The following is a 24306-nucleotide window of genomic DNA, read 5'->3' on the forward strand; positions in this document are numbered from 1 at the left end:
AAAACCGTGCGTGCTTAGGCTTGGCCCTCAAACAGGTCAGTAACCGAGCCGTTTTCAAAAATCTCATGGATGGTCTTGGCCAGCAGCGGCGCGATAGACAGCACGGTGAGATTCTCCCAACCTTCAGTGGATTGCGGCAAGGTGTCCGTGGTGATGACTTCCTTGGCACCACACTGGGACAACCGCTCCCGCGCGGGATCGGAGAACACTCCGTGGGTGCAGGCAATAATGACATCTTCGGCACCTGCGTCGCGCAGAACACCGACCGCACCAGCAATGGTGCCACCCGTGTCGATCATGTCGTCCAGCAATACAGCAGTCTTGCCTTTAACGTCACCAACCACGCGGTTAGCAACAACTTGGTTCGCAACCTCAGTCGAGCGGGTTTTATGGACGAAAGCCAGCGGGGCATCACCAAGGGTGTTGGCCCATTTTTCAGCGACCTTAACCCGGCCTGCGTCGGGGGAGACTACAACAATATTGTCCAATGTGTAGTTCTTTTTGATGTAGTCGGTCAGGATCGGCATGGCGTGCATGTGATCGACCGGACCGTCAAAGAAGCCCTGGATCTGGTCGGTGTGCAGGTCCACAGACACGATGCGATCTGCGCCTGCTGCTTTCAGCAGGTCGGCAACTAGCCGAGCAGAGATTGGTTCCCGGCCCCGGTGCTTTTTATCCTGTCGGGCGTACGGGTAGAACGGCAGGATGGCGGTGATGCGCTTGGCCGATCCGCGTTTGAGCGCGTCGATCATGATGAGCTGTTCCATGATCCACTTGTTCAGCGGCTGGGTGTGGGATTGGATGACAAACGCATCTGAACCACGCACGGATTCTTCGAAGCGGACGAAGATTTCGCCGTTGGCAAAGTCGCGGGCGGTCATGGGGGTAAGTTCAATGCCGAGCTCTTTGGCGACGGCTTCTCCGAGCTCAGTGTGCGCGCGACCGGAAAACAGCATCAGGTTTTTCTTCGGTTCGCTCCACTTGGTTGCGGTCATTGTGAGGGTTAACCTTCCTTAGGAAAAGTTGGGCCGGTTGGCGCGGTGGGGCAGGTTAAAAACCGCGCCCAAAGTTAAAGTGTAGTGGGTTAAGACCCACAATTGTTAGTGCAACTGCACCCACCTATGTGGTGCCAGCTGGTTGGTGCTGTCCGCACTTGCCCCAACATAGGTATCAATCTTGTTCCAAGGCCTTGGTTGCGGCTTCGGCAGCAGGCGTACCGGGGCGTTTTTTTACTACCCAGCCTTCGATGTTGCGTTGCTTACCAGCCGATATCGCAAGTGCTCCAGGTGGCACATCCTCCCGGATGACGGTGCCTGCGCCGGAGTACGCGCCGTCGCCGACGGTTACCGGGGCGATAAACATGGTGTCCGAGCCGGTGCGCACGTGGGAACCGATGGTGGTGCGGTGCTTATTCACACCGTCGTAATTGACAAAAACGCTGGAAGCACCGATATTCGACTGCTCACCCACGGTAGCATCGCCGATATAGGTCAGGTGCGGCACTTTAGACCCGGCACCGATCTGGGCGTTTTTAGCCTCCACAAATCCGCCGAGTTTGCCCTTTGCCCCCAACACGGTGCCCGGGCGGATGAAGGTAAACGGACCCACTGTCGCGGCGGGGCCGATCTCGGAATCGGAGCCGTGGGTGCGGATCACGGAAGCGCCGTCGCCAACGACCATATTGCTTAGGGTGGTATCCGGGCCGATGATGGCGTCGTTGCCGATAGTGGTGGTGCCCAGCAATTGGGTTCCTGGATAAATGGTGACATCGGTTCCGATGGTGACCTCAACGTCGATCCAGGTGGTATCTGGATCAATGATGGTGGCACCGCCGCGCATGGCTTCTTCTACTTTTCGACGATTAAGCTCCCGGCCTGCCTCAGCTAATTGCACTCGGTCGTTCACTCCCGCCAATTCACGATGGTCGGCTGCGGTGAAGGCACGAACCAGGTGGCCGTCGTGGCGTGCAATCGACAGTACGTCAGTCAGATATAACTCGCCCTGTGCGTTATCGGCTGTCAACCTTCCTAGTGCTGAGCGCAGCACTTCGGTATCAAAGGCAAATACCCCGGAATTGACCTCCGTGATTTTGAGGGTTTTTTCATCGGCGTCTTTTTGCTCGACGATCTCGGTGACTTCACCAGCGTCGTTACGCACGATTCGGCCGTAGCCGGTGGGATCGTCAAGGTTCATAGTCAATACTGTGACAGCCGTGGGGGTGGCGGTGTGCGACTTAATCAGACCCAAGATAGTCTCGCCGGTTAAAAGCGGCACATCGCCATTGGTGACAACCACAGTGCCGTTGAAATCCGAAAGCTTATCCAACGCGCTCTTCATGGCATCGCCAGTGCCATTTTGTTCCTCTTGGATAGCGACATAAACAGGACTTGATAGTGTTTCCGCTATCTGTTCCACCGCAGGACCTACCTGGTCGCGTTGGTGACCGATGACAGTGACAATCCGCTCCGGGGCCACGGTGGCTGCAGCGTGGAGTGCGTGTGAGAGCAAACTGCGGCCGCCGATTGTGTGGAGGGTTTTTTGCAGATGTGATTTCATGCGGGTGCCCGCCCCGGCGGCGAGAACAACAACGGCAGTGGGGGAGGTGGAAGTTGTCACAGTGTGAGTGCTCCTTGTAGTGGGAGTAGCGGGAAAGTGTGCCCGGTTACATGTACGTCATCAAGTGTACGACGCTGAAGAAAAATTGGTGGGAAATGTGCCGGGAGTTTTCGCAGCCTTAGAACACCAAGTTTTTAGCGAATCTGCTGGTGGCTGGGCTGGGGTGTGGTTGTGGTGGCAACCGGGTTCAACGCGCTAGTGTTGTCCTAAAACCCGGTTAGTCACATCGAAAGTGATCGTGATTCCGGGATGACGAGTGGGAGAAAAAATGTCCAAGGCCGATGGCCAGTTGCAGTCCAATACGCGGTTTAACCGACGCCAATTTTTAGCAGCCGGGTTAGTAACAACCGCTTCCGCTGGTCTAGCTTTAAGCGGTTGCGCGATTGGGAAAAACAATGCCGGGTCTGCGACAACGGCGGAATCTTTCGCCCCCACCTCTGCCCGAGTGCCGCGCGGCTGGGACGGAAAACCGCGACCGCTACCAATCCCACCGTTAGCGGAATTTTCTATGGTGGAGGGGCGGAAGGTATTTTCGCTTACCGCTAAACAAGGACAATCCGAGATCCTGCCTGGTGTCAGCACCACCACCTGGGGCTTTAATGGATCCATGCTTGGGCCGACCATCCGGATGTCCCGGGGCGATAATGTTGACTTGCGGTTTGAAAACACTCTGCCCGATGTCACCGCAGTGCATTGTCATGGGATGTTGCTCCCAGCGGAGATGGATGGTGGGCCGCATTCGGCTATTCCATCAGGGAAGGTGTGGACTAGCTCGTTTACGGTGGAGCAACCTGCTGCCACCTTGTGGTACCACCCGCATCCGCATGGTGAAACTGGGGTGCAAGCTTACCGCGGGCTAGCGGGGATGATTGTGCTTGACGACGATATTTCCTCAAGCCTTGATCTACCCAATGATTATGGTGTGGACGACATTCCAGTCGTCATCATGGACGCCAATTTCACCGATACTGGGCAATTGGATGAAACTTTCGACAATGATCTGGGGTTGCAGGGCGATGTGCCGCATATAAACGGGATCACTAACCCAGTGTTTCAGGCCACAACTCGAAGGCTTAGGCTGCGGCTTCTTAACGGCTCTAACATGAGGTTTTATAATATTTCCACCTCGGATTCCCGGCAGTTTTACGTTATAGCCTCCGATTCTGGGTTATTGGAAGCGCCGCAACCTGCTTCTGCCGTCACTCTAGGGCCAGGTGAGCGCACCGAGATTGTGATCGATGTGGATCCAGGTGAGGAGTTTTCCCTCATGAGTATTGGTTTTGCTGATAACTTAGGGGTGCCAGAGGACGAATACTCCTTGGATTTCAAACTCAAAGATGTTCTTAACCTCCTGTTAATTAAGGGGCCGAAAGAGGGGGCGGCGAAGAAAGTGCCGGAACTTCCGAAAGTCTTAGACCCCAGCGCAGCCGCCCCAGTTGCCGTCGCTGATGCTATTGAACGCAACTTCGAGCTCAATACCTTTGAAATCAACGGCCAGTCCATGGACATGAACCGGGTTGACGTAGTTATCGACCATTCCGAGCCAGAGGTGTGGGTGGTTACCAATGGCAATTCCGATTGGATTCATAATTTCCATATCCATAACTGTGCGTTTAAGGTGCTGGAAGCGTCGGAAACGACCGTCAATTTCGACACCTACGGTTGGAAAGACACCGTTACCATTCCTCCTGGAGTGACCTTAAAACTTGGGGTGATCTTCGGCCAATACCGCGATAACCATTACCCGTACATGTATCACTGCCACATGCTTTTCCATGAAGATCAAGGAATGATGGGGCAATTCATGTTGGTCAATAAAGGCCAACTGCCCGAACTCGATACCGACTTCACCCGAGGGATTAGTGGTATTCATAATCACTAGTGTCTTTTTCCGCCTTAGCCCCACACACCTAAGGTAGGGGATAGGTTCCACCTACCCACCGTGTGGGTAGGTCTGCAAAAAAACAAAATAAAAATCCGCACATTATGTGCGGATTTAAGTGCTTCCCTGCAAGGACTCGAACCTTGAATGACGGTACCAAAAACCGTAGTGTTGCCAATTACACCACAGGGAAAGGTGTTGAAGTGAGAGAAGAATTTCAATCACTTTGACCTAAGAGATCATACATGAAACCAGGGGATAAAGGCCAAACTTGCACGTCGTCACACTAAACGAGCCCCCACAACCGACACTAGCTGGTGTGATGCTGTGCGGGGAATGGGGATCGCCCTTGTGTTGAAACTTTAGGCTCCAAGCACAACCAGATAGGCTGTAACACATGGTTCGGCAGCGCATGACAGGAAAACAACGCCGCGAGCAATTAATCGCCATCGGCAGGAGTATTTTCGCCGAACGCGGCTATGAAGGCACCAGTGTGGAAGAAATCGCCATGCGGGCAGGAGTATCCAAACCAGTAGTCTACGAACACTTCGGCGGCAAAGAAGGCCTCTATGCTGTGGTGATTGACCGTGAAATGACGAAATTGGAATCCACGATTACCCAGTCGTTGCTCACCGGGCGTTCCCGGGCGCGGATTGAACAGGCAGTTATCGCACTGCTTACTTATGTGGAAGAAGACACTGACGGCTTCCAAATCCTTGTCCGTGATACCCAACCTGGAATAGGTCGCAGTTATTCCACCCTACTGAACGACATTGTCGCCCAGGTGTCCCACATTCTTGGAAACGCGTTTACCCGAAGCGGACTCAACCCCGACACCGCAATTCTGTATGGGCAAGCACTGGTAGGGATGGTTTCCATGACTGCCCAATGGTGGTTGGATCAACGCGAAACCGAAGACAGCTTGCCCAAAGAAGTTGTCGCGGCCCATATCGTTAACCTCTGCTGGAACGGGCTCGGCGGAATGGAAGCGGAACCACAGCTATCGAACGTTGATGCGCCACCCGCTCAGCTTGGAACCCGACCGCCACAAGCAGACAGCAGCCAAGCTGATACACAGTGACACCCTCATAACCGCACACCAGTCATCGGCACTACCATACTTTCAAACACCCAGCAGACTAAGGAAAACGCGCACTACCGTGAGCACCACAACCGCCAGCAACCAACCAGCTATGCTCGCCGGATTGCTGAAAACAGCAGCTAAAGACCCCAAGCTTAGCGGCCTTTTCACCCATCTAGGCGACCAACAGCTTCGCATCACCGCCATCGACCAAGCACGCCCTTGGACGATTGGTGCTTTAGCAAACCATGCACCAGTGTTGGTGGTAACCGCCACCGGGCGGGAAGCCGAAGATTTAACCGCCGAACTCAAAGCTATGTGGGGTAATAAGGTCGCTTGGTTTCCTGCTTGGGAGACCCTGCCACATGAACGCCTGTCGCCTGCAGCCGACATCGCTGGTCAGCGTGCGAAAATCATCGAGTCGCTACCTCAGTTAAAAATCGTGGTCACCGCAGCCAGGGGAGTATGCCAACCGATTCTCACACACGTTATTGGCCGGAAACCACTTATGCTTTCGGTCGGAACCGATTACGACATGGCGTCGATAAGCAATGAACTCGTCTTTCGTGCCTACAAGCACGTCGACCTCGTTGCCCGACGCGGTGAATTCGCCATTCGTGGCGGTATCCTCGATATTTTCCCCACCACCAGCGACACCCCGATACGGCTGGAATTTTGGGGCGACGAACTCACCGAAATCCGCGCTTTCAGCGTAGCCGACCAGCGTGCCCTTCCTGATTCTGAACTTCAAACTGCCGAATTATATACCGCCCGCGAACTACCCATCACCGACGAGATCGCACAAACCGCTCAGACTCTTGCCGCCCAACACGACGGCAATCCCACGCTCCAGGAACTTTTGAGCAAAATCGGCGATAAAATCCCCACCGACGGCATGGAAGCACTCATTCCGGTGTTGGTGGATACCCCGCTGGTCACCCTGCCGGAACTCATGCCACCTGGTACACACGTTGTGGCGCTGCACCCAGAAAAAATCCGCACCCGGATCACCGATCTTCAGGCAACCGACGCGGAATTTTTGGCAGCAGGTTGGGAAGCCGCCGCCCTTGGTGCCGAAGGGCCAGTAGATTCGGCTCAGCTGGATCTCACTGCCTCCTCCTATCGGTCATACGAGTCGCTGATAAAAAGCGCCGACAACGCCGGGAACCCGTGGTGGACTATCACCCCGCCCGGTATGTCCGGTGACTTTGACGCTGATATTTTGCCGCTCGAATTTAACACCCCACCCACCCCTCGCGGCGACCAGTCGGAGATCGCCGCCATGATGACCATGCTGCGCGCCCATGTCGCCGCAGGTGGAAAAGCCGCCTACATTGCCCCCGCCCACGGCGCAATAAAGCGCATGGTTGAGCGATTCACCGAAAACGGAATCCCCACCAAGGTAGCAACACCGGGCTTAGAACCCAATGCCGGGGAAATTACCCTCTACCAGGCGCTTAGCCACGCCGGGCTGGTATTTAACCCCAGTGGCAGTAACCAAGCAAAAACCACCAGCGCACCTTTGGTCGTCATCACCGAAACCGATCTCACCGGCAACCGGGTCGGGGATATCGCCGGTGCGAAACGTCGACAAGCAAAACGCCGCCACCGGGTGGACCCGCTAGCGCTGAAAACCGGCGACTTCGTGGTGCACGAAACCCACGGAATCGGACGGTTCCTCAAAATGACCGAACGCACCATCACCACCGGTGACGAAACTTCACGCCGCGAATACATCGTCTTGGAATACGCCCCAAGCAAACGCGGCCAACCCGCCGACCAACTCTATGTCCCCATGGACAGCCTCGACCTGTTATCGCGCTACGTTGGCGGCGAAAAACCCACCCTGTCCAAGATGGGCGGCTCTGATTGGAAAAACACCAAAAAGAAAGCCCGCGCCGCAGTCCGCGAAATCGCGAGCGAACTGGTCGAACTCTACGCCAAACGCGCCGCCGCGCCGGGGCACGCCTTCGCACCGGACTCACCGTGGCAGCGGGAGATGGAAGACAACTTCCCTTATGTGGAAACCGAGGACCAACTGTTAGCCATTGAGGCGGTCAAAGCCGACATGGAGAAACCGACCCCCATGGACCGCGTGGTGGTGGGTGATGTTGGCTACGGCAAAACCGAAGTCGCCGTGCGCGCCGCCTTTAAAGCCGTCCAGGACGGCAAACAAGTGGCTGTTTTAGTACCCACCACCTTGCTAGCACAGCAACACCTCGCCACCTTTATCGACCGGATGGCTGGATTTCCGGTAACGATAAAAGGACTGTCCCGCTTCACCAGCACCGCGGAAGCTAAAGAAATCATTGCCGGGCTTGCCGACGGCAGCGTCGACGTGGTCATCGGCACCCACCGATTGCTGCAAACTGGAGTGCAGTGGAAAAACCTCGGCTTGGTCATCGTCGACGAGGAACAACGCTTCGGCGTGGAACATAAAGAACACATCAAAGCGATGCGCACCCACGTCGATGTGCTTACCATGTCGGCGACCCCCATTCCGCGCACCTTGGAAATGTCCATGGCGGGCATCCGGGAAATGTCGACCATCCTCACCCCACCGGAAGACCGCCACCCGATCCTCACCTTCGTTGGCGCGCAGGAAGATAAACAAATTGCAGCCGCTATTCGACGTGAGTTACTGCGTGACGGCCAAGTGTTTTTCGTACACAATAAAGTCGCCGACATAGAAAAGAAAGCCCGCCACCTTCGGGAATTGGTGCCCGAAGCGCGGATTGTTGTGGCCCACGGCCAAATGAGCGAAGAACTACTCGAACGTACCGTTCAAGGATTCTGGGACCGGGAATACGACGTATTGGTGTGCACCACAATCGTCGAAACCGGGCTCGACATCGCCAACGCCAACACACTTATTGTGGAAAACGCCCACCACATGGGACTTTCCCAGCTGCACCAATTACGCGGCCGGGTGGGCCGGTCACGGGAACGCGGCTACGCCTACTTCCTGTACCCCAAAGACACCACGCTGACCGAAACCTCCTACGACCGGCTTGCTACCATCGCACAAAACAACGACCTCGGCGCGGGCATGGCGGTGGCCATGAAAGACCTCGAAATGCGTGGTGCTGGCAACGTCCTTGGCGCTGAGCAATCCGGGCATATTGCAGGTGTTGGCTTCGACCTGTATATCCGACTCGTCGGGGAAGCCGTGGAAGCATTCCGGGCGTTAGCAACCGGCCAACCTATCGACGGCACCGACAAAGGCCCCAAAGAAATCCGCATCGATTTGCCTGTCGACGCCCACATTCCTGATACCTACATCAACGCCGAACGGCTCCGACTTGAGGTCTACCGCAAACTCGCGGCCAGCACCTCTGAAACCGATCTGCGGCTAGCCGTTGAAGAGATGGAAGACCGCTACGGGCCACTACCGGACGAAGTGCGGCGCCTGCTGTCTGTTGCGCGTCTGCGCCACCTGGCTCGCCAAGCTGGAATAAGCGACATTGGTGTGCAAGGAACCCGGATCAAGATACACCCAGTGGAATTAGCAGACTCCAAACAAGTCCGACTCAAGCGGCTCTATCCTGGGGCGACCTACCGGGCTGCCGCCAAAGCAATCCAAGTCTCTATTCCGCGATCCGGGCGTAATGTCACCGACCCAAAACTCCGCGACGTTGCACTGGTGCAGTGGGTTGCTGATTTCCTTAGCGCCATGTTCGATGTGCCAAAAATCGATGTGCATGACGGGACACATTCAGCCGAGTCCACCGTCATCAGCGTTAGTGAATAATGTCGGCAGGCTTACTGTTACTGATGGTCGTACTCGGGAGTTGGTGGATTCACCTGAATCAGCAACCGCGTTGATCCAAACGGCTGATTGGGCAGATGTGGTGAAGAGCCTTCTTGTAACGGTGAAATTTTCTTGAACCCACCGGTCACAAACGCCCAAAAAACTGAAACACGAGTGCGGCTATACCACCAAGTACCGCGGCGACGATAGCGGCGATGGCTGCATAGAGCCCGGTGAGAGACGAGCTGGGACGATCACGTGGTTCCGGTTGAGGTGGGGTAGGGGCCGAGGTGGTTTCGTTAGTGGAGCTACTGATAGTCGGGGTGGTGCTGGTTGTTGAAGTAGCCGTTGGTGTGGTTGTAGCTGTGGGCGCGGCGGGGTGTTCGCGTGCAGCTTTGACCAGTGCTTCGACGTCCTCAAATGTTAAGGCGGCATTGATGTTTTGAATGTAGGTTTGTCGTTGAGTCTCTGTGAGATTGGTCAGGTTAGTGACGGTCTGAGCGGCGGTTTCTTTCGCTGCTGCGAATTTCTTCGCTTTTAACACAGCGGTTACCCGTTTGATTACGGGGAATGTGGTCACCCGTAGGGTGGAAATATCAGGTTGGTCATAAGTCATTCCATCCCGGTCAATAGCGTAGGTCATAATTCCGCCTTTGACACCCCCTTGGAATGGCTGCCAGCCAGCGATTTTTACGGCCGCTGTTTCTTCCACCGGCCCGATTGCGCCTAAGAATCGGTTTCGATCAAATTCTTCCGGGTTTGCGTAGCTGGGGAGAAATTGGCAGCTAGAAAGATAGAAACGGTAGGTGTTCCAATAAGAATATTGGATTTCGTTTGGGTCTGTCACGCTATATGTCTGCACAAAGACATAGTTGACATACTGGGCGACTTCGTCGATGTATGCTTTCTGCGCGTTTCTATTGGTGTTGTATGTAAGTAGTGTGTTGGTGTTGGAAAACGGTCCAACCAGTTGGGTTAGGGCACGCATTGTGTTTCGAAGCACAATGCGCTGGTCGAAACTAAGGTCGCGTTCCATGTCAATATCCAACCCATCAAGCTTGTGGGGGCGCACATACTTGTCGACGAGACGTTGTGCATGGGCAGCATATTCTTCCGGGCTACTGGTGGGTTTAAGGGACGGGTCGAGGACAGCGGAGATGTCCAATGTGTAAAGAACTTTTGTTCCCCGCCGGTGGAGTTCTGGCAGATAGGTGGAAGCAAACGTTGCCCAAAATTGTTGGTCGCTTTGTTGATGATCCGGAACATGGATGAGGGATAACACGTCAATATTGTGGGGAATATCGGTCATGGCTATCACGTTAGGGCCGACCCGGTCGTCGGGAAGCTGTTGAATTTCTTTGTCTCGCCAGGTTCGATAGTATGCCGTGACTATAGGTTCACAATCTGATCGCTCCCCGGCATCCGGGTGGAATCCCTTGTGTTCAGGCAACGGAAGTGAAGTTGGGGATGCATCAGCAGGAGCGGCTACGGCACTAAGGGCGAGGCCAGTTGCTGTGATGAGGGAACCGAGTGCGTGATGCAACCGCATGACAAGACTTCCTTACCTGAGTTTTACGTTATGTTCAGGTAGTAATGTAAATGCGATTGCACGTGTTTTCAACCTGCCGCACGCAATTTAATTGCTACAGTGCGTGGCACATGGGGCGTCGAAAAGCAACAAACAAAAGGTTAGAGAGTAACACTGCCGTTTTGGAGCCCGAGTACCGCGTAGCCTGCGGCAAGGACGATGATAACCACCACGCACCATTCAAACGTATTGAATATTTTTTCCTTTCGGCTTAGTCGGGTCCACACATATGGCACCAGACCTGGTACTACCGCCAGTGCCCCCAAAAGCACATATTTGGGGTCAGCTGCGTAAATCAGCCACAGCGAGTAGACAAAGGCGATCAACCCCACCGCCAAGTGGCGGCGATTATCAGGTGCGGAAATCTCAGGGCCAGAATCATTGAACGCTTTTCCAGCGTGTGGGTGGGTAATTCCACGACCACGGGTGGCTAACAGAATCAGATAGAACGCTGAGAAAATATACGGCAATAGGTATAAAACCGTTGCCAACTGCACCATAGACACATAGGTAGTTTCGTTAATGTAGAAAATCACCACGCAGATTTGGATCACAATGGTAGAAATCAATTGCGCCAACCACGGAGCACCAGCAGAACTTATCGCACCGATTTTCCTGGGCAGTAACCCATCAAATGCCATCATTGCGATCGGTTCGGCACAAAGCATCTGCCAGGATACATAAGCGCCCAGGACTGATAAACATAACCCGATGGAAATCAATGCGCCACCCCACGGTCCGACAACCGCTTCTAAGACACCCGCCATTGAATTATCCGGTAGTGCCGCGAGTTCTTCTTGGCTTAACACGCCGAAGGACAAGGTAGCGACGGTGACTAAAAGTACAAGCACGGTGGCGAAACCTACAACAGTGGCACGGCCGACATCGGAACGGGTTTCGGCCTGCTTGGAATACACCGACGCACCTTCCACGCCAATGAATACCCACACTGTGAAAAGCATGATGCCTTGTACTTGCTCCATCACGCTAAGACCAGAACCTTCACCCCAAAAATCAAAAGTAAAGGTATTCCAACTGAAACCTAAAAACAGTACCAGGACAATAAACGCCATGATTGGCACTAATTTCGCGATCGTGGTCACCGCATTCATCACCTTGGCTTGCTTAATTCCTTTAGCCAAAACCGCGAAAATCACCCAGGTAAGCACAGAAACTGCGGCGGCCTGCTGCCACCGGTGTTCGGAATTGAAAATGGGCAAGTAGAAACCCAGCGTTGAGAAAAATAGGGTCGCGTAGCCGACTTGAGCGATAACAGAACCTAACCAATACCCCCAACCTGCGGTGAATCCAATGTAATCACCCAAGCCAGCCCGAACATAGGAATAAACGCCAGAATCTAAAAACGGCTTGCGATGCGCCAGAATCTGGAACACGAAAGCAACTGATAACATGCCAACACCGGCGATTATCCAGCCGATAAGCATGGCACCAGGGCCAGCCACCGATGCGATGTTTTGTGGCAGGGCGAAGATTCCCGACCCAATGGTTGAGCCGATAATGATACCTACCAGTGTCCACATCCGAACGGTGTGGCTTTTTGCCGGTGTTACTGCTATTTCAGGTGATGGTGCGTTCACCGAACTAAGACTAGTACATATTTCATTTTCTACCCAATATTATGCGGGATTATGGTGTGGTTTTACTGGGACCTATTGCGCATAATTCGACGGGGATTAGTGGTTATGTGTATCAGTAATCGCAAAAACTGCGTGGAGTGGTGTAGCCGACGCAAACCATAGCTTTTTAGAATAAGAACAATGACTGCGACCAATACTGACACAATCACCCAGATACTCGTAATAGATTCCCGGTGGCCAGGCTGGCTGGCACCGCACGAAATGACGATGGTAGTCCACGCACACCGCGCCGAGGTTTTGTATTTCGCCGCAGCGGTATCCGCCGATGTTCAAGGGGATTTACTTGCGGCAGTTACAAAAGCTGCCGATTCAGGACTGCTGCCAGGGCACACCGAACCGGCAGCACCGGGCGGCTTGCTCGTCGCCACCACTATCTCTGATCCGGAGGTGCATGCAGCCTTGTCGCTTAATATTCCTATGGCGATCGTCCCCAGTGTGTGTGATGCGACTGCCCAAGCGGTCGCCACAATGCAGCGGGCGTTGGACATTGGGGAATGGGAACGAAAACAAACCCATGAAAGTCTCATTCCACACCTTATAGAGGAAACTGCGGAATTAGTCGACGCTATCAACACGTTTAGCCAGACGGAAGGTGCAGATCGCCAACAAGCAGCCGAAGAGCTTCGGGCGGAACTCGGCGACGTGTTACTCCAAGTGCTTTTTCACGCTGAAATTGCCTCCCGACGCGGCGACTTCGATTTTTCTGATGTTGCCGGAAGTTTCGTCGAAAAGCTGCGTGCAAGGTCGCCCTACCTTTTCGACGGCACCGCGTCGATTGTGCCGGCAAAAGAACAAGAACGACTCTGGTACTTAGGCAAGGCCAAGAAGTAACCTAGCTTGTTGGTGGGTGCAGGAGTTATGGTAAAAAACACAATCACGTGAGAACGTGCTTAAGGGATGGATTGGCCACACGCCACAATCTGCACGTCGGCTGAGAATTTTTTATATAAGAAGCCATCAGGTTTCTACCAGTGAACTGCAATTACTTTGATGGCCGTAAATATGAATCCCAAACTGCCGGTTCGTGACAGTCAATTCACAGAAAAGTTGGGTAGTATGACTCGGCATGAGTTCAGGCGGAGTACGGCGAGTGGCCGGATGTGGCGCGGGGATAGTCCTGTCCCTCATTTTGGTGGTGTCCTTTGTGGGCTGGAGCCTGTCATTTTTAGAAACTAAGGCCCCTTTCCGACAGCTGCAGCCGGTATCAAGCGATGTGCCGCCAGCTCCGGCGGCTGAGGTGCCGCTTATCGACGTTCACGCGCCGGGACGGACCTCTGATAAATTAACGTTCTGGTCGGATCCGATAGCACCCGAGGTGGGGGTCAGTTCCGCAGCACTACGTGCGTATGCCAACGCTGAATTGATTGCAGCTGAGGCGTGGCCAAATTGTCATCTTTCCTGGGGCACGTTGGCGGGAATTGGATATGTTGAGACCCGGCACGGAACTTATTCCAACTCGTTATTTGGTTCCCGAACTATTGACGATAATGGCTACGTTCTTCCGGCGATTGTCGGAATTCCGTTGGATGGTTCGCCCGGTTTTGCTGAGATTAGAGATACCGATGGTGGGAAATACGATGGTGATACTGAATTTGATCGCGCGGTCGGCCCTATGCAGTTTATTCCTACGTCGTGGCAGCGGTTTGGGTTAGATGCCAATGGGGATGGGGAAGCGGACCCAAATCAGATAGACGATGCCGCATTGTCGGCGGCAAACCTCTTGTGTTCCAGTGGTGATCTCAGCACTGCTGAGGGGTGGACAGCGGCTATCCGAAGCTATAACAATTCTGAAAAATATTTGGCGGATGTTCGTAATGCGGCAGCGTCCTACGCTTTGCAGCAACCTGCTTTCTAGTCAGCAGAACACTCAAGGACCAATCATTCGACGGCACGGTCGGGTGATTGGTTTTTCTTCTGTGGTGGCGTAGGGAGGGTGTGATCATGTGTTGTAGGTCATAGGTGGGTGTGGAAATGTTCACGTGATCTGGAAGGCAAAACGTCTAGATTGTTGGCATAATTGTATGTAGTTGTGAGTTTTGGCCGAAAGCAAAAAACTTCAAAAAGTTACAGAAAGAAACAGACAGTTTCAAACAGGTTCGAAACTTGCCACACCAAATAAATAGGCACAATCCAACACCTATGGCTGGATTGTGTCGAAGAATACAGCACCCTTCACACTAAGTAGGAGATTAATAGTGGCTGACATCATGTACGTTTCCGCCCGCGAGATCATGGACTCCCGCGGTAATCCAACCGTCGAGGCTGAGGTCTTGTTGGACGACATGTCCGCAGGCATCGCAGGTGTTCCTTCCGGTGCATCCACCGGTGTTCACGAGGCGCACGAATTGCGTGATGGCGGCGATCGCTACCTCGGCAAGGGTGTCCTTAACGCAGTGGACAACGTTATCAATAAGATTGGTGACGAAATCGCAGGTCTTGAGGCAGACGACCAGCGCCTGATCGACATGACCATGATCAAGCTGGACGGCACCGCCAATAAGTCCAACCTCGGCGCAAACGCGATTCTTGGTGTATCCATGGCTGTTGCACACGCTGCCGCACAGTCTGCAGGTTTGCCGTTGTACCGGTATGTTGGTGGCCCAAACGCCCATATTCTTCCGGTTCCAATGATGAATATCATTAACGGTGGCGCTCATGCCGATTCCGGCGTTGACGTGCAGGAATTCATGATCGCTCCGATTGGCGCTGAGTCCTTCTCCGAGGCGCTGCGCATGGGTGCCGAGGTCTACCACGCTCTCAAGTCCGTTATTAAGTCCAAGGGTCTGTCCACCGGCCTGGGCGACGAGGGTGGCTTTGCTCCTTCTGTTGATTCCACCAAGGCAGCACTTGACCTCATTGTTGAAGCCATCGAAAAGGCTGGCCTCAAGCCGGGCACCGACATTGCATTGGCACTGGATGTAGCTTCTTCGGAATTCTTCAAGGATGGCAAGTACCACTTCGAAGGCGGCGAATACACCGCTGAGGAAATGACGGAAGTCTACGAAGGTTTGGTTTCTGAATACCCAATCGTTTCCATTGAGGACCCACTTCAGGAAGACGACTGGGAAGGCTACACCGCCCTGACCGCAAAGATCGGCGACAAGGTTCAGATCGTCGGCGACGACTTCTTCGTCACCAACCCAGCTCGGCTTGCTGAGGGCATTGAAAAGAAGGCTGCTAATGCTCTTCTGGTGAAGGTCAACCAGATTGGTACCCTCACCGAAACCTTCGATGCCGTCGATATGGCACACCGCGCTGGCTACCGCACCATGATGTCCCACCGTTCTGGTGAAACCGAAGACACCACCATCGCTGATTTGGCAGTGGCTCTTGGTTGCGGCCAGATCAAGACTGGTGCCCCAGCTCGTTCTGAGCGCGTGGCAAAGTACAACCGCTTGCTACGCATCGAGTTAGAACTCGGTGATGCTGCTGTTTACGCTGGTCGCTCCGCTTTCCCTCGGTTCAAGGGATAATCTGGCGTAACTAAAATATTCGCTGGGTGGTAGTGCAACTTATGGCATTACCACCCAGCGTTTTTGTGTTGCGGTGTAAGCGCATCGTTAATTGGGGTTAAGATTGAAAGCCTATGGCACAGAAATTCTTGCGAAACGTTCCCATCGAAAGTAGGGAGAATCGGGCAGAGGGCACCGAACGTTCTATTCGGCTGCCGCGTATCCGATTAGGTTATGGCCCGCTCGCGATCGTCATCTTCGTCATAATCATCGTCTTGGTGATGATAACTGTGCCGTTGCGTAACTATATGGAACAACGTGCGGAAATTGCTCGCCTTAATGCGTCGATAAGCCATTTGACGGAGCAGAAACAAACCATTGAGGCTGAGATTGATAAATTCCAATCTAAAGAATACGTCCGGGAGCAAGCGCGCATGAGATTGGGCGTGATCGAACCTGGCGAGATCGCTTTCCGTATCATTGATCCAGCGCTTGAGAACAATCGGCAAACCGGTGAATCGCTGCATGCCAATGATGGTTCCGGTGACGCATGGTTCAATATCTTGTGGGACTCCATCACCACGCCAGAAGCACTGGAAACTGAAGAAACCCAAGCGGAGCCAGCCGGAAACTTACCGCTGGCGCCAGACCCTAACGCGCCGGTGGAACCGGAAACGCCACGTGAAGCCTCTGGCTCAGAAGTTCCAGCTGTAGAACCACCTGTCGGGGCACCTGCGCAATAACTGTCGGCCTGCGCTTGCGGCGTCGACAAGCGCCCAATCTGCTAAACATCTACGTTTATGCGACAATACTTCGCATGGATGTAACGCAAGCAGATTTAGAAGCCGTCGCACGCCAGCTCGGCCGCAGCCCTCGCGGTGTGCTGGAAATTTCTTACCGCTGCCCGGACGGCGAACCTGGGGTAGTGATGACCGCCCCGAAGCTTGACGACGGCACCCCGTTTCCCACTCTCTACTACTTGACTGACCCTAGACTCACGGCCGAAGCATCCCGGTTAGAGGTAGCTCACGTGATGAAGTGGATGACCAATCGGTTAGAAACCGATGAAGAACTGCGGGAGGACTACCGTAAGGCACATCAACACTTCCTGGATAAACGAAACGCCATTGAAGATCTTGGTACTGATTTCTCCGGTGGCGGTATGCCTGATCGGGTGAAATGCCTGCATGTCCTCATCGCCTACGCGTTGGCCGAAGGGCCAGGCCATTTCCGGCTAGGCACCGAAGCGGTGGCGATGGCCGCAGATCATGCTGGGTTGCGTGGCACCGCAATAGATGCGGATTGGCCCAGCTGCGAAGAACTCGGAATTAACTTGAGCGATTTCGATTTCAGTAACGCTGAAGCGCCCGGAAACCAAGGAGGAAACTAAATGGCCCGGTTTGCTGCCATCGACTGCGGCACCAACTCCCTTCGGTTGCTCATCTGTGAATACAAGAATGGCGTGACCAAGGAAATTCTTAGGCTTATGGAAATCGTTCGACTTGGCCAAGGGGTTGATGCCACCGGTGAACTGGATCCCGCGGCAATCGAGCGCACCCGCGAGGTGTTAAAGAAATATGTCGAACTTATGCGGCAGGAACGCGTCACCGATGTGCGCATGGTGGCTACCTCCGCGACCCGGGATGCGTCTAACAAAGATGAATTCTTTCGTATGACCGCTCAACTACTCGGAACTATTCGGCCTGGTGCGGTGGCAGAAGTCATCACGGGTGAAGAAGAAGCCACATTGTCTTTTATCGGTGCGGTTGCGGATCTGGCGGACGAACCTGGCCCTTACTGCGTGATCGACTTAGGCGGCGGCTCCACCGAATTTGTGGTGGGAAATGCCGACGGCGAAATCCTTGGGTCGCATTCCGCACAAATGGGCTGCGTTCGGATGACTGAACGGATCATGCGCTCTGACCCACCAACCGACATTGAGCTAGAGATCGCCCGCGATCACGTCGCCGAACGCATTGAGCAGACCCAGTTGATTGTGCCTATCGCGCAGGCTAAGACGTTTGTCGGCTGCGCTGGCACCTTCACTACGATTGCTGCACTAGCGTTGGGATTGGAAGAATATGATCCGAAAGCCATCCACGATTCCCAGTTGCGGTTTGATGCCCTACGAGTTTTAACCAATCAACTCATCGGTATCACTTCCGCCGAGCGGCGGATGAATCCGGTGGTACATCCGGGGCGTGCCGACGTGATTGCTGGTGGGGCAGTGGTGGTGCAGGGGATTCTCGACATGATTGAGAACCAAACCGGAATAACGAGCATGGTTATATCCGAAAAAGACATTCTGGATGGCATTATCGCTGACCTTGTTGCCGATTCGGAAGCCGCTGCGGCAATTCGGGCGGCGGCGATCACCGGTGAAGTTATGTGAAAATAGCCACTTGACGGGCAACATTTCACCTTTTGCGCCGAAGTGGTTTAAACTTGGTACTCGTTGCCCCCATAGCCCAATCGGCAGAGGCAGTTGACTTAAAATCAATCCAGTGTGAGTTCGAGTCTCACTGGGGGCACCACCAACGTAACCAACAACTTCATAGCATCCAGCAGGACATACCGCAAAATTATCCCACAACCACGGTGTGCCTGCTGTTTTTTCATTTCTAACATTTATATTGTGGGATCCTGGCATCGAGAAAACCTCAGATGGTTGTTACTTCTGTGCTCAACTAGTACTTCATGTTCTTAAAACTTGCAGTGAAACGTTGCACAATTTTCTCACCCAAACAACTCATAATGCGTGGTTACAGCCCCTAAAATTACTCAGTGGTGCATCAATGGTTTTTAATTGGAGGTGGTCACGCTGGGGATTTTCTCACGGATTTTTGCCAAACCGCGCCAGCTAGATCCGCACGATTGCAGTGACCGGGTGCGGGCTGGTGCTATCAGCAACGCTGAGGTCGCGGCCCGGTGGGCGGAATTGGAGCGGCGGTTTTTAAGCGGTCAACTATTGGCGGGCAACCGGGAAGAGATTGAAACGATAGCCGCTATTTTTGACGTATCAACCCACATGTTTGCTAAGGCGGTGGTCGAGGATTCGTGGCCGGAGTTCTTTTTAAAAGATGTACCTGAAACGGTGCAAGAAAAGTGGATTGCTGGGCTTTCTAAGCCGCTCACCGAAGCCGATGCATCCACGCTGGAATACTTGGGGTGGTGCGGTAATGATAAAGCGCGGCGGGTGGTGAGCTCCTATGCAGGTGAAATGCTGCCGCCGGATTTTCACCCCGATTATATTCAGCTCTGTGCCCATGCGGCAGGTTGGCAGCCGCACAGCGATGGTTCGGTTACTACCTTGGTGTATCCACGATTGGTTCCGTTTCGTCGGTTAGCTGCAACCGATACTGTCTCGGCGGATACAGTGGTTATCGGTGGGTTACTGGCAGATCACTGTCCTCGGTGTGGCGGGGTGTTGCTCAACGGCCTTTCAATTCCGGCAGGGGAGCCGCATCACGATTTTTTGGCGCTAGACCATGACATCTGTATTCCTATCTGCCTGAATTGTCATTTCTATGATTTGGATGAGGGCGCAGAACACCGCGCATGGATTCGGTTGGCACCAGACGGTATGTGGCAGATTGATGATGTAAAAGAACCACGCGATGTTCTGGTGGGCGACGAAGAATCTGAAAAAGACGATGCGGTGTCATGGATTGCTATCTCAGATTCGACAGGTGGTGGTGTGGAAACAACCTCCGTGTGGCGAAATTACGCGACCGGTTGGGATGAACCGAGCATTGGCGGACATCCGAAATGGCTTCAGGAAGCGCAATATCTGACCTGCCCCGATTGCGAAAAAACAATGAAACACTTGGCGCAGATTCCCGTCGACGCGCTTTTTGCGTCTGGCGGCTATGAACCGGTATTTTATGTCCAATTGTGTCGTGACTGCATGATCGCTGGGGTGGTACCCCAGACAACATAGAAGGATAAAGAAAAATAATGATGAATAATGCGGCACCAGCTGCTACAGAATCAGATATTCGCGCGTGCGAAGCGGCCATAGGAGCGGTTTTCCCTGATTGGCTGCGGTCGCGGCTTGCGCAGGAAAATGGTTGGCTTTTCGACGACACTCGGGGGCCAACTGGTAAAACGTGGAGGTTCCTTCCTGTCGTGGACCGCGCGGACAGGAAGCGTCGAAAAGCAACGGCGGAAGATATCGCATACCACACGCGGAAATTAAAAGAAACGACAACGGCACCAGAGGTCTGCGCCGTGGTAGCCATCTGCGGGACGCATCGACTTGTCTTGCTTGGCGACGCCGCCACCGGCACCTTCGACCCTACGTTATGGCGGCAATCCGGCCATGGCGGCATCGAGGAGGATGCGCCGATCGATTCGGAAATTTGGTTGGTGGGTCCGCACAAACCCGATGGTCTGCGACCGAAATCTGAACTGCCGCACTTTAACTACCACCCAGATCCGGTGGCGACCGGCTCCATTCAAGAAAACTACGAGTCGGTGTGCCCCTGCTGTAACAAACGAACCGGGTGGCGCTACTGTACCAGGCCGTATTCCCGCCACGATGGGCTTGATGATATCTGCCCGTGGTGCATCGCCGACGGCAGCGCCGCCGAAAAATTCGCTGCTTCCTTCAGCGATTATGACGATCCCGACGTCCCGGTGGATGTCGTTGCCGAAGTAGCTTTGCGGACACCCGGTTTTATATCGTGGCAGCAGGAGATATGGCTGAGCCATTGCTCAGATGCGGCGATGTATCTAGGCACACCAACATGGGAGGAGCTAAAAGATAAACCGAGCGCATGTGACGCGATAGTTGAAAACGGCTTTGACCGGGATTATCTAGAGTACATCGACCCTGACGGCGCACTCGTCGCATACCTGTTTCAATGCCGCCACTGTGGCGAGTATGTAGCCTACGTCGATTACACCTAAAAATGGTGCCAGAGAGCTGGCGCTGGGGATGCTGGTGGCGGCAGTGGCCGGAATTTTTCTGTGACGGAAAAGCTGCTGTGACCTGGCAAATATCGATGTACATGAAAAATACTGACAATTCACAGCGACTTGCCAGCGCGAGGGGATGTCGTATCCAGAATGGATCTTTAGATTATGTAACTAGTTCCGGTTGATACAGATTCCAACCGAAACTGATGAGTAAAACAGATAAAACTAATTTGATCCAGAAAAAGGAGCGCACTATGCACGCAGTGACCGCGACCGCAATTTTTAACGAACGAGACCTTTCCGCAGCCGATGTCTACTACATTTCGGATATGAATCCTTATGACAATCGTTCTTCGTACTACGTGAAAGAGCGGAAAGGCACCGAGATTGGGGCGGGGGTGAGGACGCTACGAAGCCTTACGCGAACAACGCCGCGACATATTACGCGGGTGCGGCACCGCTAAGAACCATTCGTTTCACCCAACCACCACTACGTATAAGGAGATCGATATAAGGACTCACGTGAACTAGCTAAGCGAAAACTTCATGATTTTCCAGATGCCGACCAAACCCCCTAACCTGCAGACACAGAGTAGAACAAATAAGGTTAGGGGGTTTGCTCATGGATAAATTTGTATCATTACTATTCCCAAAACTATTAGGTTAGGGTATGCTAAACGCGATCTGAATTGAGTCGGCGTCGTGGAAGGTTAAACAATGGAAACTGCCCCCTCAATGTCACCAGTGTTGCTGTGGTGCCACAGCGGTACCGCGACTATTAACGCGCCAGATAAAGTCATGTCGGTGTTGGCGGGCGACCTAATAGTTGCTCCGCATGGTGCGTTCGTTACTCCCACTACAGGGGTTGCGGGGCTGTCCCAAGCCACCGGGATTGTCATTCCCATCAGGTTTCCACAGCTTTCGCTTGAAGGTGCCACTCGGCGTATTCACTTGGGCTCAGATTGGTCCGCCCGCATGATCGCGGAATATTCACGCAGTCTCCTGGGAGAGTCGGTGCTTAGCGATGATATTGAAAAGCTCTTCAATATCCACCGCCTGCAATCACCGAAGTTGCCGATTGCTACGCAAGCGCGGGCGGTGGCCAAGCAACTGCACGCCAACCCCGCCGATCAACGATCACTCCAAGACTTTGCCCAGCAACAGCATGTCAGCACTCGTACCCTGCAGCGGCAATTCCAGGCAAGCACAGATTACAGCTTCAGCGAATGGCGTGCCGCGCACCGGGTGGCGGTGGCTGCCGAATTGCTCAGCCATAATTTCACCATAACCAACGTGGCTTCCATGGTCGGTTTTGATGCAACGAGTAGTCTTACCCGCGCATTCAAGCGTCACACCGGCGCTACGCCTGCCGCTTTTACCGCCGGAACAATTGGAATGGGGGCAGCTGGTGATGCGCCAGAACCGCCAGCGCTTACCACTTTCGCCCGCGCCGAAGACGACTTGGTGCTGTGGATTTATCAGGGTGCGGCTACGGTAACCACGCCCGGTTATTGTCGCTTTTTAGCGGGTGGTGAAACCGTTACGATCCCGGCGGGAACCAATACCCGGCTTGATATAGCTGCGGGGGCAATAGCACTACCCGTTCCAGTTGATTTCAATGACTCCAATGCCACTATTGACCGGGTGTTGATGGCCGGAATGTGTGCAGTTCCAGAAGCTGCATTCATGCCGTTGAGCCAGCAGGCACGGCGCGCGGCGGAAGACGTATTAATCCCAACTGTATAAGCATTTGGTTACAAAATCGTATCAACCTGCAATTGTTCAATATTAATCGGGGAACTAAAGTAAATTCGTCAACGTTATTTAATATGTACAATAAAGTGCTCGTGAATTGCACGAGCACCATTAATCTTTACGTGAAAGGACAGTGACCTGAAACCATGCGTAGCAGCAATCCGGTTTTGAATTCACTCTCTGGGGCAAAAGCAGCCGCAAACTACTATGGCGGCTACAACAACGCCCAGGACCCATACGGCGCTTACACCGCGCCGGTTCAGTCCGAGCGCCCAATGACCGTGGATGATGTGGTCACCAGTACCGGAATCACACTCGGTGTCATCATCGTCGGCGCGCTCGTTAACTTCGGCATCGCCGCTTTCGTGAGTGCACCACTGGCAATGATCCTCACCGCTGTGGGCGCCATCGGTGGTCTCATCATGGTGCTGGTCTCCACCTTCGGCAAGAAATACGGCTCCAAGGTAGTTACCCTGGCGTATGCCGCTTTTGAGGGTCTATTCGTGGGCGGTATCTCCCTTATCCTCTCCGGTTTCCTGGTGGGCAACCAGAATGCTGGTAGCTTGATCGGCCAGGCGATCTTAGGCACCATTGGTGTGTTCGTCGGCATGTTGTTCGTGTACAAGTCGGGCGCAATCCGGGTGACCCCACGCTTTACTCGTATCCTGACCGGTGCCATTATTGGTGTGCTGGTTCTGGCACTGGGCAATATGTTGCTGTACTTCCTCGGCTTCGGCGCGCCACTGCGTGACGGCGGCCCAATCGCAATCATCTTCTCCCTTGTTTGCATCGTCTTGGCTGCATTGAGCTTCCTGCAGGACTTTGACATTGCAGACCGTCTCATCCGCGAGGGTGCTCCTGCGAAGTACTCCTGGGGTGTTGCTCTTGGTTTGGCTGTCACCCTCGTGTGGCTCTACACCGAGATTCTCCGCCTGCTCAGCTACTTCCAGCAGCGCTAAGGCATAACATTTTTGCGGTGATTATCGATTATCGCCGCATTTTTAAACTGGCCCGCCACCGTTGTGTATTTACACAGGTGGCGGGCCAGTTTTGTTATCAAAAAACGTGTTCGATCGGACTATGACTTTGGTGCGGCCAGATCCGGTACGCCAGTTATAGGTTCGTCATCGACTTCTATCGTGGTGAAGACAACGCCGCTTGGGGTTTCTGTAGGATCCGCAAGGGTAATCTTCACAGCACTGTATGTCGTGACTTTCTTTTTCTTTTTCGTCGTCTGGCTAACCCGAAGGCCGGAGGCCGCTGCTTCTTTTTTATCCCACTTCTCCCAGACCAAATGGGTAACAAAGTCGGCGTCGTCAAGGCATGTGATATGCAATGCTGTTGGTTTGACCTGCGCAGGTCCTATGCAGTCGATCACCCCTGGTTCGTTTTTCATCGGTGGGGTGGTGGCTATCGCGGCCTTAGCCAAATTCTTAAGGTAGGAATCGGGCTTCATGGGTGATTCGGTAGCGGTATCCACCTTCTTGGTGGAATCTTGATGGCTGGGTGGGGTACAGCTTGCTACTAGGGTTGCGGAAAGGAAAAGGGTCATCGCGCCAGCTACATGTCGCCGAAGCGATGACCCACTAACTGAAGTAGTCAC

General features: G+C 53.7%; 19 protein-coding genes and 1 tRNA gene. 15 read left to right on the forward strand and 5 right to left on the reverse strand.

What is annotated here, in order from left to right:
• Positions 1–14: 14 nt before the first annotated feature.
• The gene (locus CMUST_RS05295; protein ID WP_047261640.1) at positions 15–995 is read right to left on the reverse strand and encodes a ribose-phosphate diphosphokinase; all 981 of its coding nucleotides are present in this window, start codon (positions 993–995) and stop codon (positions 15–17) included.
• 175 nt (positions 996–1170) lie between these two features.
• Entirely contained in the window at positions 1171–2616 is a 1446-nt protein-coding gene (gene glmU, locus CMUST_RS05300) for a bifunctional UDP-N-acetylglucosamine diphosphorylase/glucosamine-1-phosphate N-acetyltransferase GlmU (RefSeq protein WP_047261641.1), read from the reverse strand.
• Positions 2617–2884: 268 nt separating this feature from the next.
• Here glmU and CMUST_RS05305 point away from each other — a divergent pair, with 268 nt between their 5' ends.
• From CMUST_RS05305 to mfd, 3 genes are all read left to right on the forward strand, one after another.
• The gene (locus tag CMUST_RS05305; protein WP_047261642.1) at positions 2885–4498 is read left to right on the forward strand and encodes a multicopper oxidase domain-containing protein; all 1614 of its coding nucleotides are present in this window, start codon (positions 2885–2887) and stop codon (positions 4496–4498) included.
• Between the two features lie 397 nt (positions 4499–4895).
• Entirely contained in the window at positions 4896–5579 is a 684-nt protein-coding gene (locus CMUST_RS05315) for a TetR/AcrR family transcriptional regulator (RefSeq protein ID WP_047261643.1), read from the forward strand.
• Between the two features lie 112 nt (positions 5580–5691).
• The gene (gene mfd, locus CMUST_RS05320) at positions 5692–9330 is read left to right on the forward strand and encodes a transcription-repair coupling factor (RefSeq protein ID WP_047263402.1); all 3639 of its coding nucleotides are present in this window, start codon (positions 5692–5694) and stop codon (positions 9328–9330) included.
• 145 nt (positions 9331–9475) lie between these two features.
• Here mfd and CMUST_RS05325 read toward each other — a convergent pair whose 3' ends face one another.
• Together CMUST_RS05325 and CMUST_RS05330 are read right to left on the reverse strand one after the other, a co-directional pair.
• Positions 9476–10879, reverse strand: coding sequence for an EndoS/ChiA family endoglycosidase (locus CMUST_RS05325; RefSeq protein ID WP_052844544.1), 1404 nt, complete (start codon positions 10877–10879; stop codon positions 9476–9478).
• A 140-nt stretch (positions 10880–11019) separates the two neighbouring features.
• Positions 11020–12516 carry an amino acid permease gene (locus tag CMUST_RS05330; protein ID WP_269082586.1) on the reverse strand — a complete coding sequence of 499 codons (1497 nt, stop codon included), beginning with the start codon at positions 12514–12516 and terminating at the stop codon, positions 11020–11022.
• A gap of 180 nt (positions 12517–12696) precedes the next feature.
• On the opposite strand from CMUST_RS05330, the gene CMUST_RS05335 reads away from it, so the two are divergent.
• From CMUST_RS05335 to CMUST_RS05390, 12 genes are all read left to right on the forward strand, one after another.
• Entirely contained in the window at positions 12697–13407 is a 711-nt protein-coding gene (locus tag CMUST_RS05335) for a MazG nucleotide pyrophosphohydrolase domain-containing protein (protein ID WP_047261645.1), read from the forward strand.
• A gap of 235 nt (positions 13408–13642) precedes the next feature.
• On the forward strand, positions 13643–14431 hold the full coding sequence (locus CMUST_RS05340; protein WP_047261646.1) for a lytic transglycosylase domain-containing protein: 789 nt from the start codon (positions 13643–13645) through the stop codon (positions 14429–14431).
• A gap of 340 nt (positions 14432–14771) precedes the next feature.
• Entirely contained in the window at positions 14772–16049 is a 1278-nt protein-coding gene (gene eno / locus CMUST_RS05345) for a phosphopyruvate hydratase (protein ID WP_047261647.1), read from the forward strand.
• 113 nt (positions 16050–16162) lie between these two features.
• Positions 16163–16771 (forward strand): septum formation initiator family protein, encoded by a 609-nt coding sequence (locus CMUST_RS05350; protein WP_083987422.1) that lies wholly within the window; start codon positions 16163–16165, stop codon positions 16769–16771.
• Positions 16772–16845: 74 nt separating this feature from the next.
• Entirely contained in the window at positions 16846–17418 is a 573-nt protein-coding gene (locus tag CMUST_RS05355; protein ID WP_047261648.1) for a DUF501 domain-containing protein, read from the forward strand.
• Positions 17419–18420: a Ppx/GppA phosphatase family protein gene (locus CMUST_RS05360; protein WP_047261649.1), complete on the forward strand. Its 1002-nt coding sequence runs from the start codon at positions 17419–17421 to the stop codon at positions 18418–18420.
• A gap of 65 nt (positions 18421–18485) precedes the next feature.
• Positions 18486–18562 (forward strand) — tRNA-Leu (locus CMUST_RS05365).
• A 272-nt stretch (positions 18563–18834) separates the two neighbouring features.
• A complete protein-coding gene (locus CMUST_RS05370) occupies positions 18835–19968 on the forward strand; it encodes a hypothetical protein (protein WP_144414129.1) in 1134 nt (377 codons plus the stop codon).
• Positions 19969–19985: 17 nt separating this feature from the next.
• Positions 19986–20939, forward strand: a complete 954-nt coding sequence (locus CMUST_RS15870) for a CbrC family protein (RefSeq protein ID WP_052844545.1) — start codon at positions 19986–19988, stop codon at positions 20937–20939.
• A gap of 263 nt (positions 20940–21202) precedes the next feature.
• A complete protein-coding gene (locus tag CMUST_RS05380; protein WP_047261651.1) occupies positions 21203–21412 on the forward strand; it encodes a hypothetical protein in 210 nt (69 codons plus the stop codon).
• A 253-nt stretch (positions 21413–21665) separates the two neighbouring features.
• Complete coding sequence (locus CMUST_RS05385) at positions 21666–22694, forward strand: helix-turn-helix domain-containing protein (RefSeq protein WP_047261652.1); 1029 nt, start codon at positions 21666–21668, stop codon at positions 22692–22694.
• Between the two features lie 155 nt (positions 22695–22849).
• The gene (locus tag CMUST_RS05390; RefSeq protein WP_047261653.1) at positions 22850–23662 is read left to right on the forward strand and encodes a Bax inhibitor-1/YccA family protein; all 813 of its coding nucleotides are present in this window, start codon (positions 22850–22852) and stop codon (positions 23660–23662) included.
• Between the two features lie 119 nt (positions 23663–23781).
• Here the strand turns inward: CMUST_RS05390 and CMUST_RS05395 are convergent, their stop codons facing one another.
• Positions 23782–24306 carry a hypothetical protein gene (locus CMUST_RS05395; RefSeq protein WP_144414130.1) on the reverse strand — a complete coding sequence of 175 codons (525 nt, stop codon included), beginning with the start codon at positions 24304–24306 and terminating at the stop codon, positions 23782–23784.

Source organism: Corynebacterium mustelae, from assembly GCF_001020985.1.
In the GTDB taxonomy this organism is placed as follows: Bacteria; Actinomycetota; Actinomycetes; order Mycobacteriales; family Mycobacteriaceae; genus Corynebacterium; species Corynebacterium mustelae.

Excerpts from the sequence above, each read along its gene's own strand:
- CMUST_RS05295 (WP_047261640.1), bottom strand. The coding sequence starts at position 995 with ATGACCGCAACCAAGTGGAGCGAACCGAAGAAAAACCTGATGCTGTTT.
- CMUST_RS05305 (WP_047261642.1), top strand. The coding sequence starts at position 2,885 with ATGTCCAAGGCCGATGGCCAGTTGCAGTCCAATACGCGGTTTAACCGA.
- CMUST_RS05315 (WP_047261643.1), top strand. The coding sequence starts at position 4,896 with ATGGTTCGGCAGCGCATGACAGGAAAACAACGCCGCGAGCAATTAATC.
- mfd (WP_047263402.1), top strand. The coding sequence starts at position 5,692 with ATGCTCGCCGGATTGCTGAAAACAGCAGCTAAAGACCCCAAGCTTAGC.
- CMUST_RS05325 (WP_052844544.1), bottom strand. The coding sequence starts at position 10,879 with ATGCGGTTGCATCACGCACTCGGTTCCCTCATCACAGCAACTGGCCTC.
- CMUST_RS05335 (WP_047261645.1), top strand. The coding sequence starts at position 12,697 with ATGACTGCGACCAATACTGACACAATCACCCAGATACTCGTAATAGAT.
- CMUST_RS05340 (WP_047261646.1), top strand. The coding sequence starts at position 13,643 with ATGAGTTCAGGCGGAGTACGGCGAGTGGCCGGATGTGGCGCGGGGATA.
- CMUST_RS05350 (WP_083987422.1), top strand. The coding sequence starts at position 16,163 with ATGGCACAGAAATTCTTGCGAAACGTTCCCATCGAAAGTAGGGAGAAT.
- CMUST_RS05355 (WP_047261648.1), top strand. The coding sequence starts at position 16,846 with ATGGATGTAACGCAAGCAGATTTAGAAGCCGTCGCACGCCAGCTCGGC.
- CMUST_RS05360 (WP_047261649.1), top strand. The coding sequence starts at position 17,419 with ATGGCCCGGTTTGCTGCCATCGACTGCGGCACCAACTCCCTTCGGTTG.
- CMUST_RS15870 (WP_052844545.1), top strand. The coding sequence starts at position 19,986 with ATGATGAATAATGCGGCACCAGCTGCTACAGAATCAGATATTCGCGCG.
- CMUST_RS05380 (WP_047261651.1), top strand. The coding sequence starts at position 21,203 with ATGCACGCAGTGACCGCGACCGCAATTTTTAACGAACGAGACCTTTCC.
- CMUST_RS05385 (WP_047261652.1), top strand. The coding sequence starts at position 21,666 with ATGGAAACTGCCCCCTCAATGTCACCAGTGTTGCTGTGGTGCCACAGC.
- CMUST_RS05390 (WP_047261653.1), top strand. The coding sequence starts at position 22,850 with ATGCGTAGCAGCAATCCGGTTTTGAATTCACTCTCTGGGGCAAAAGCA.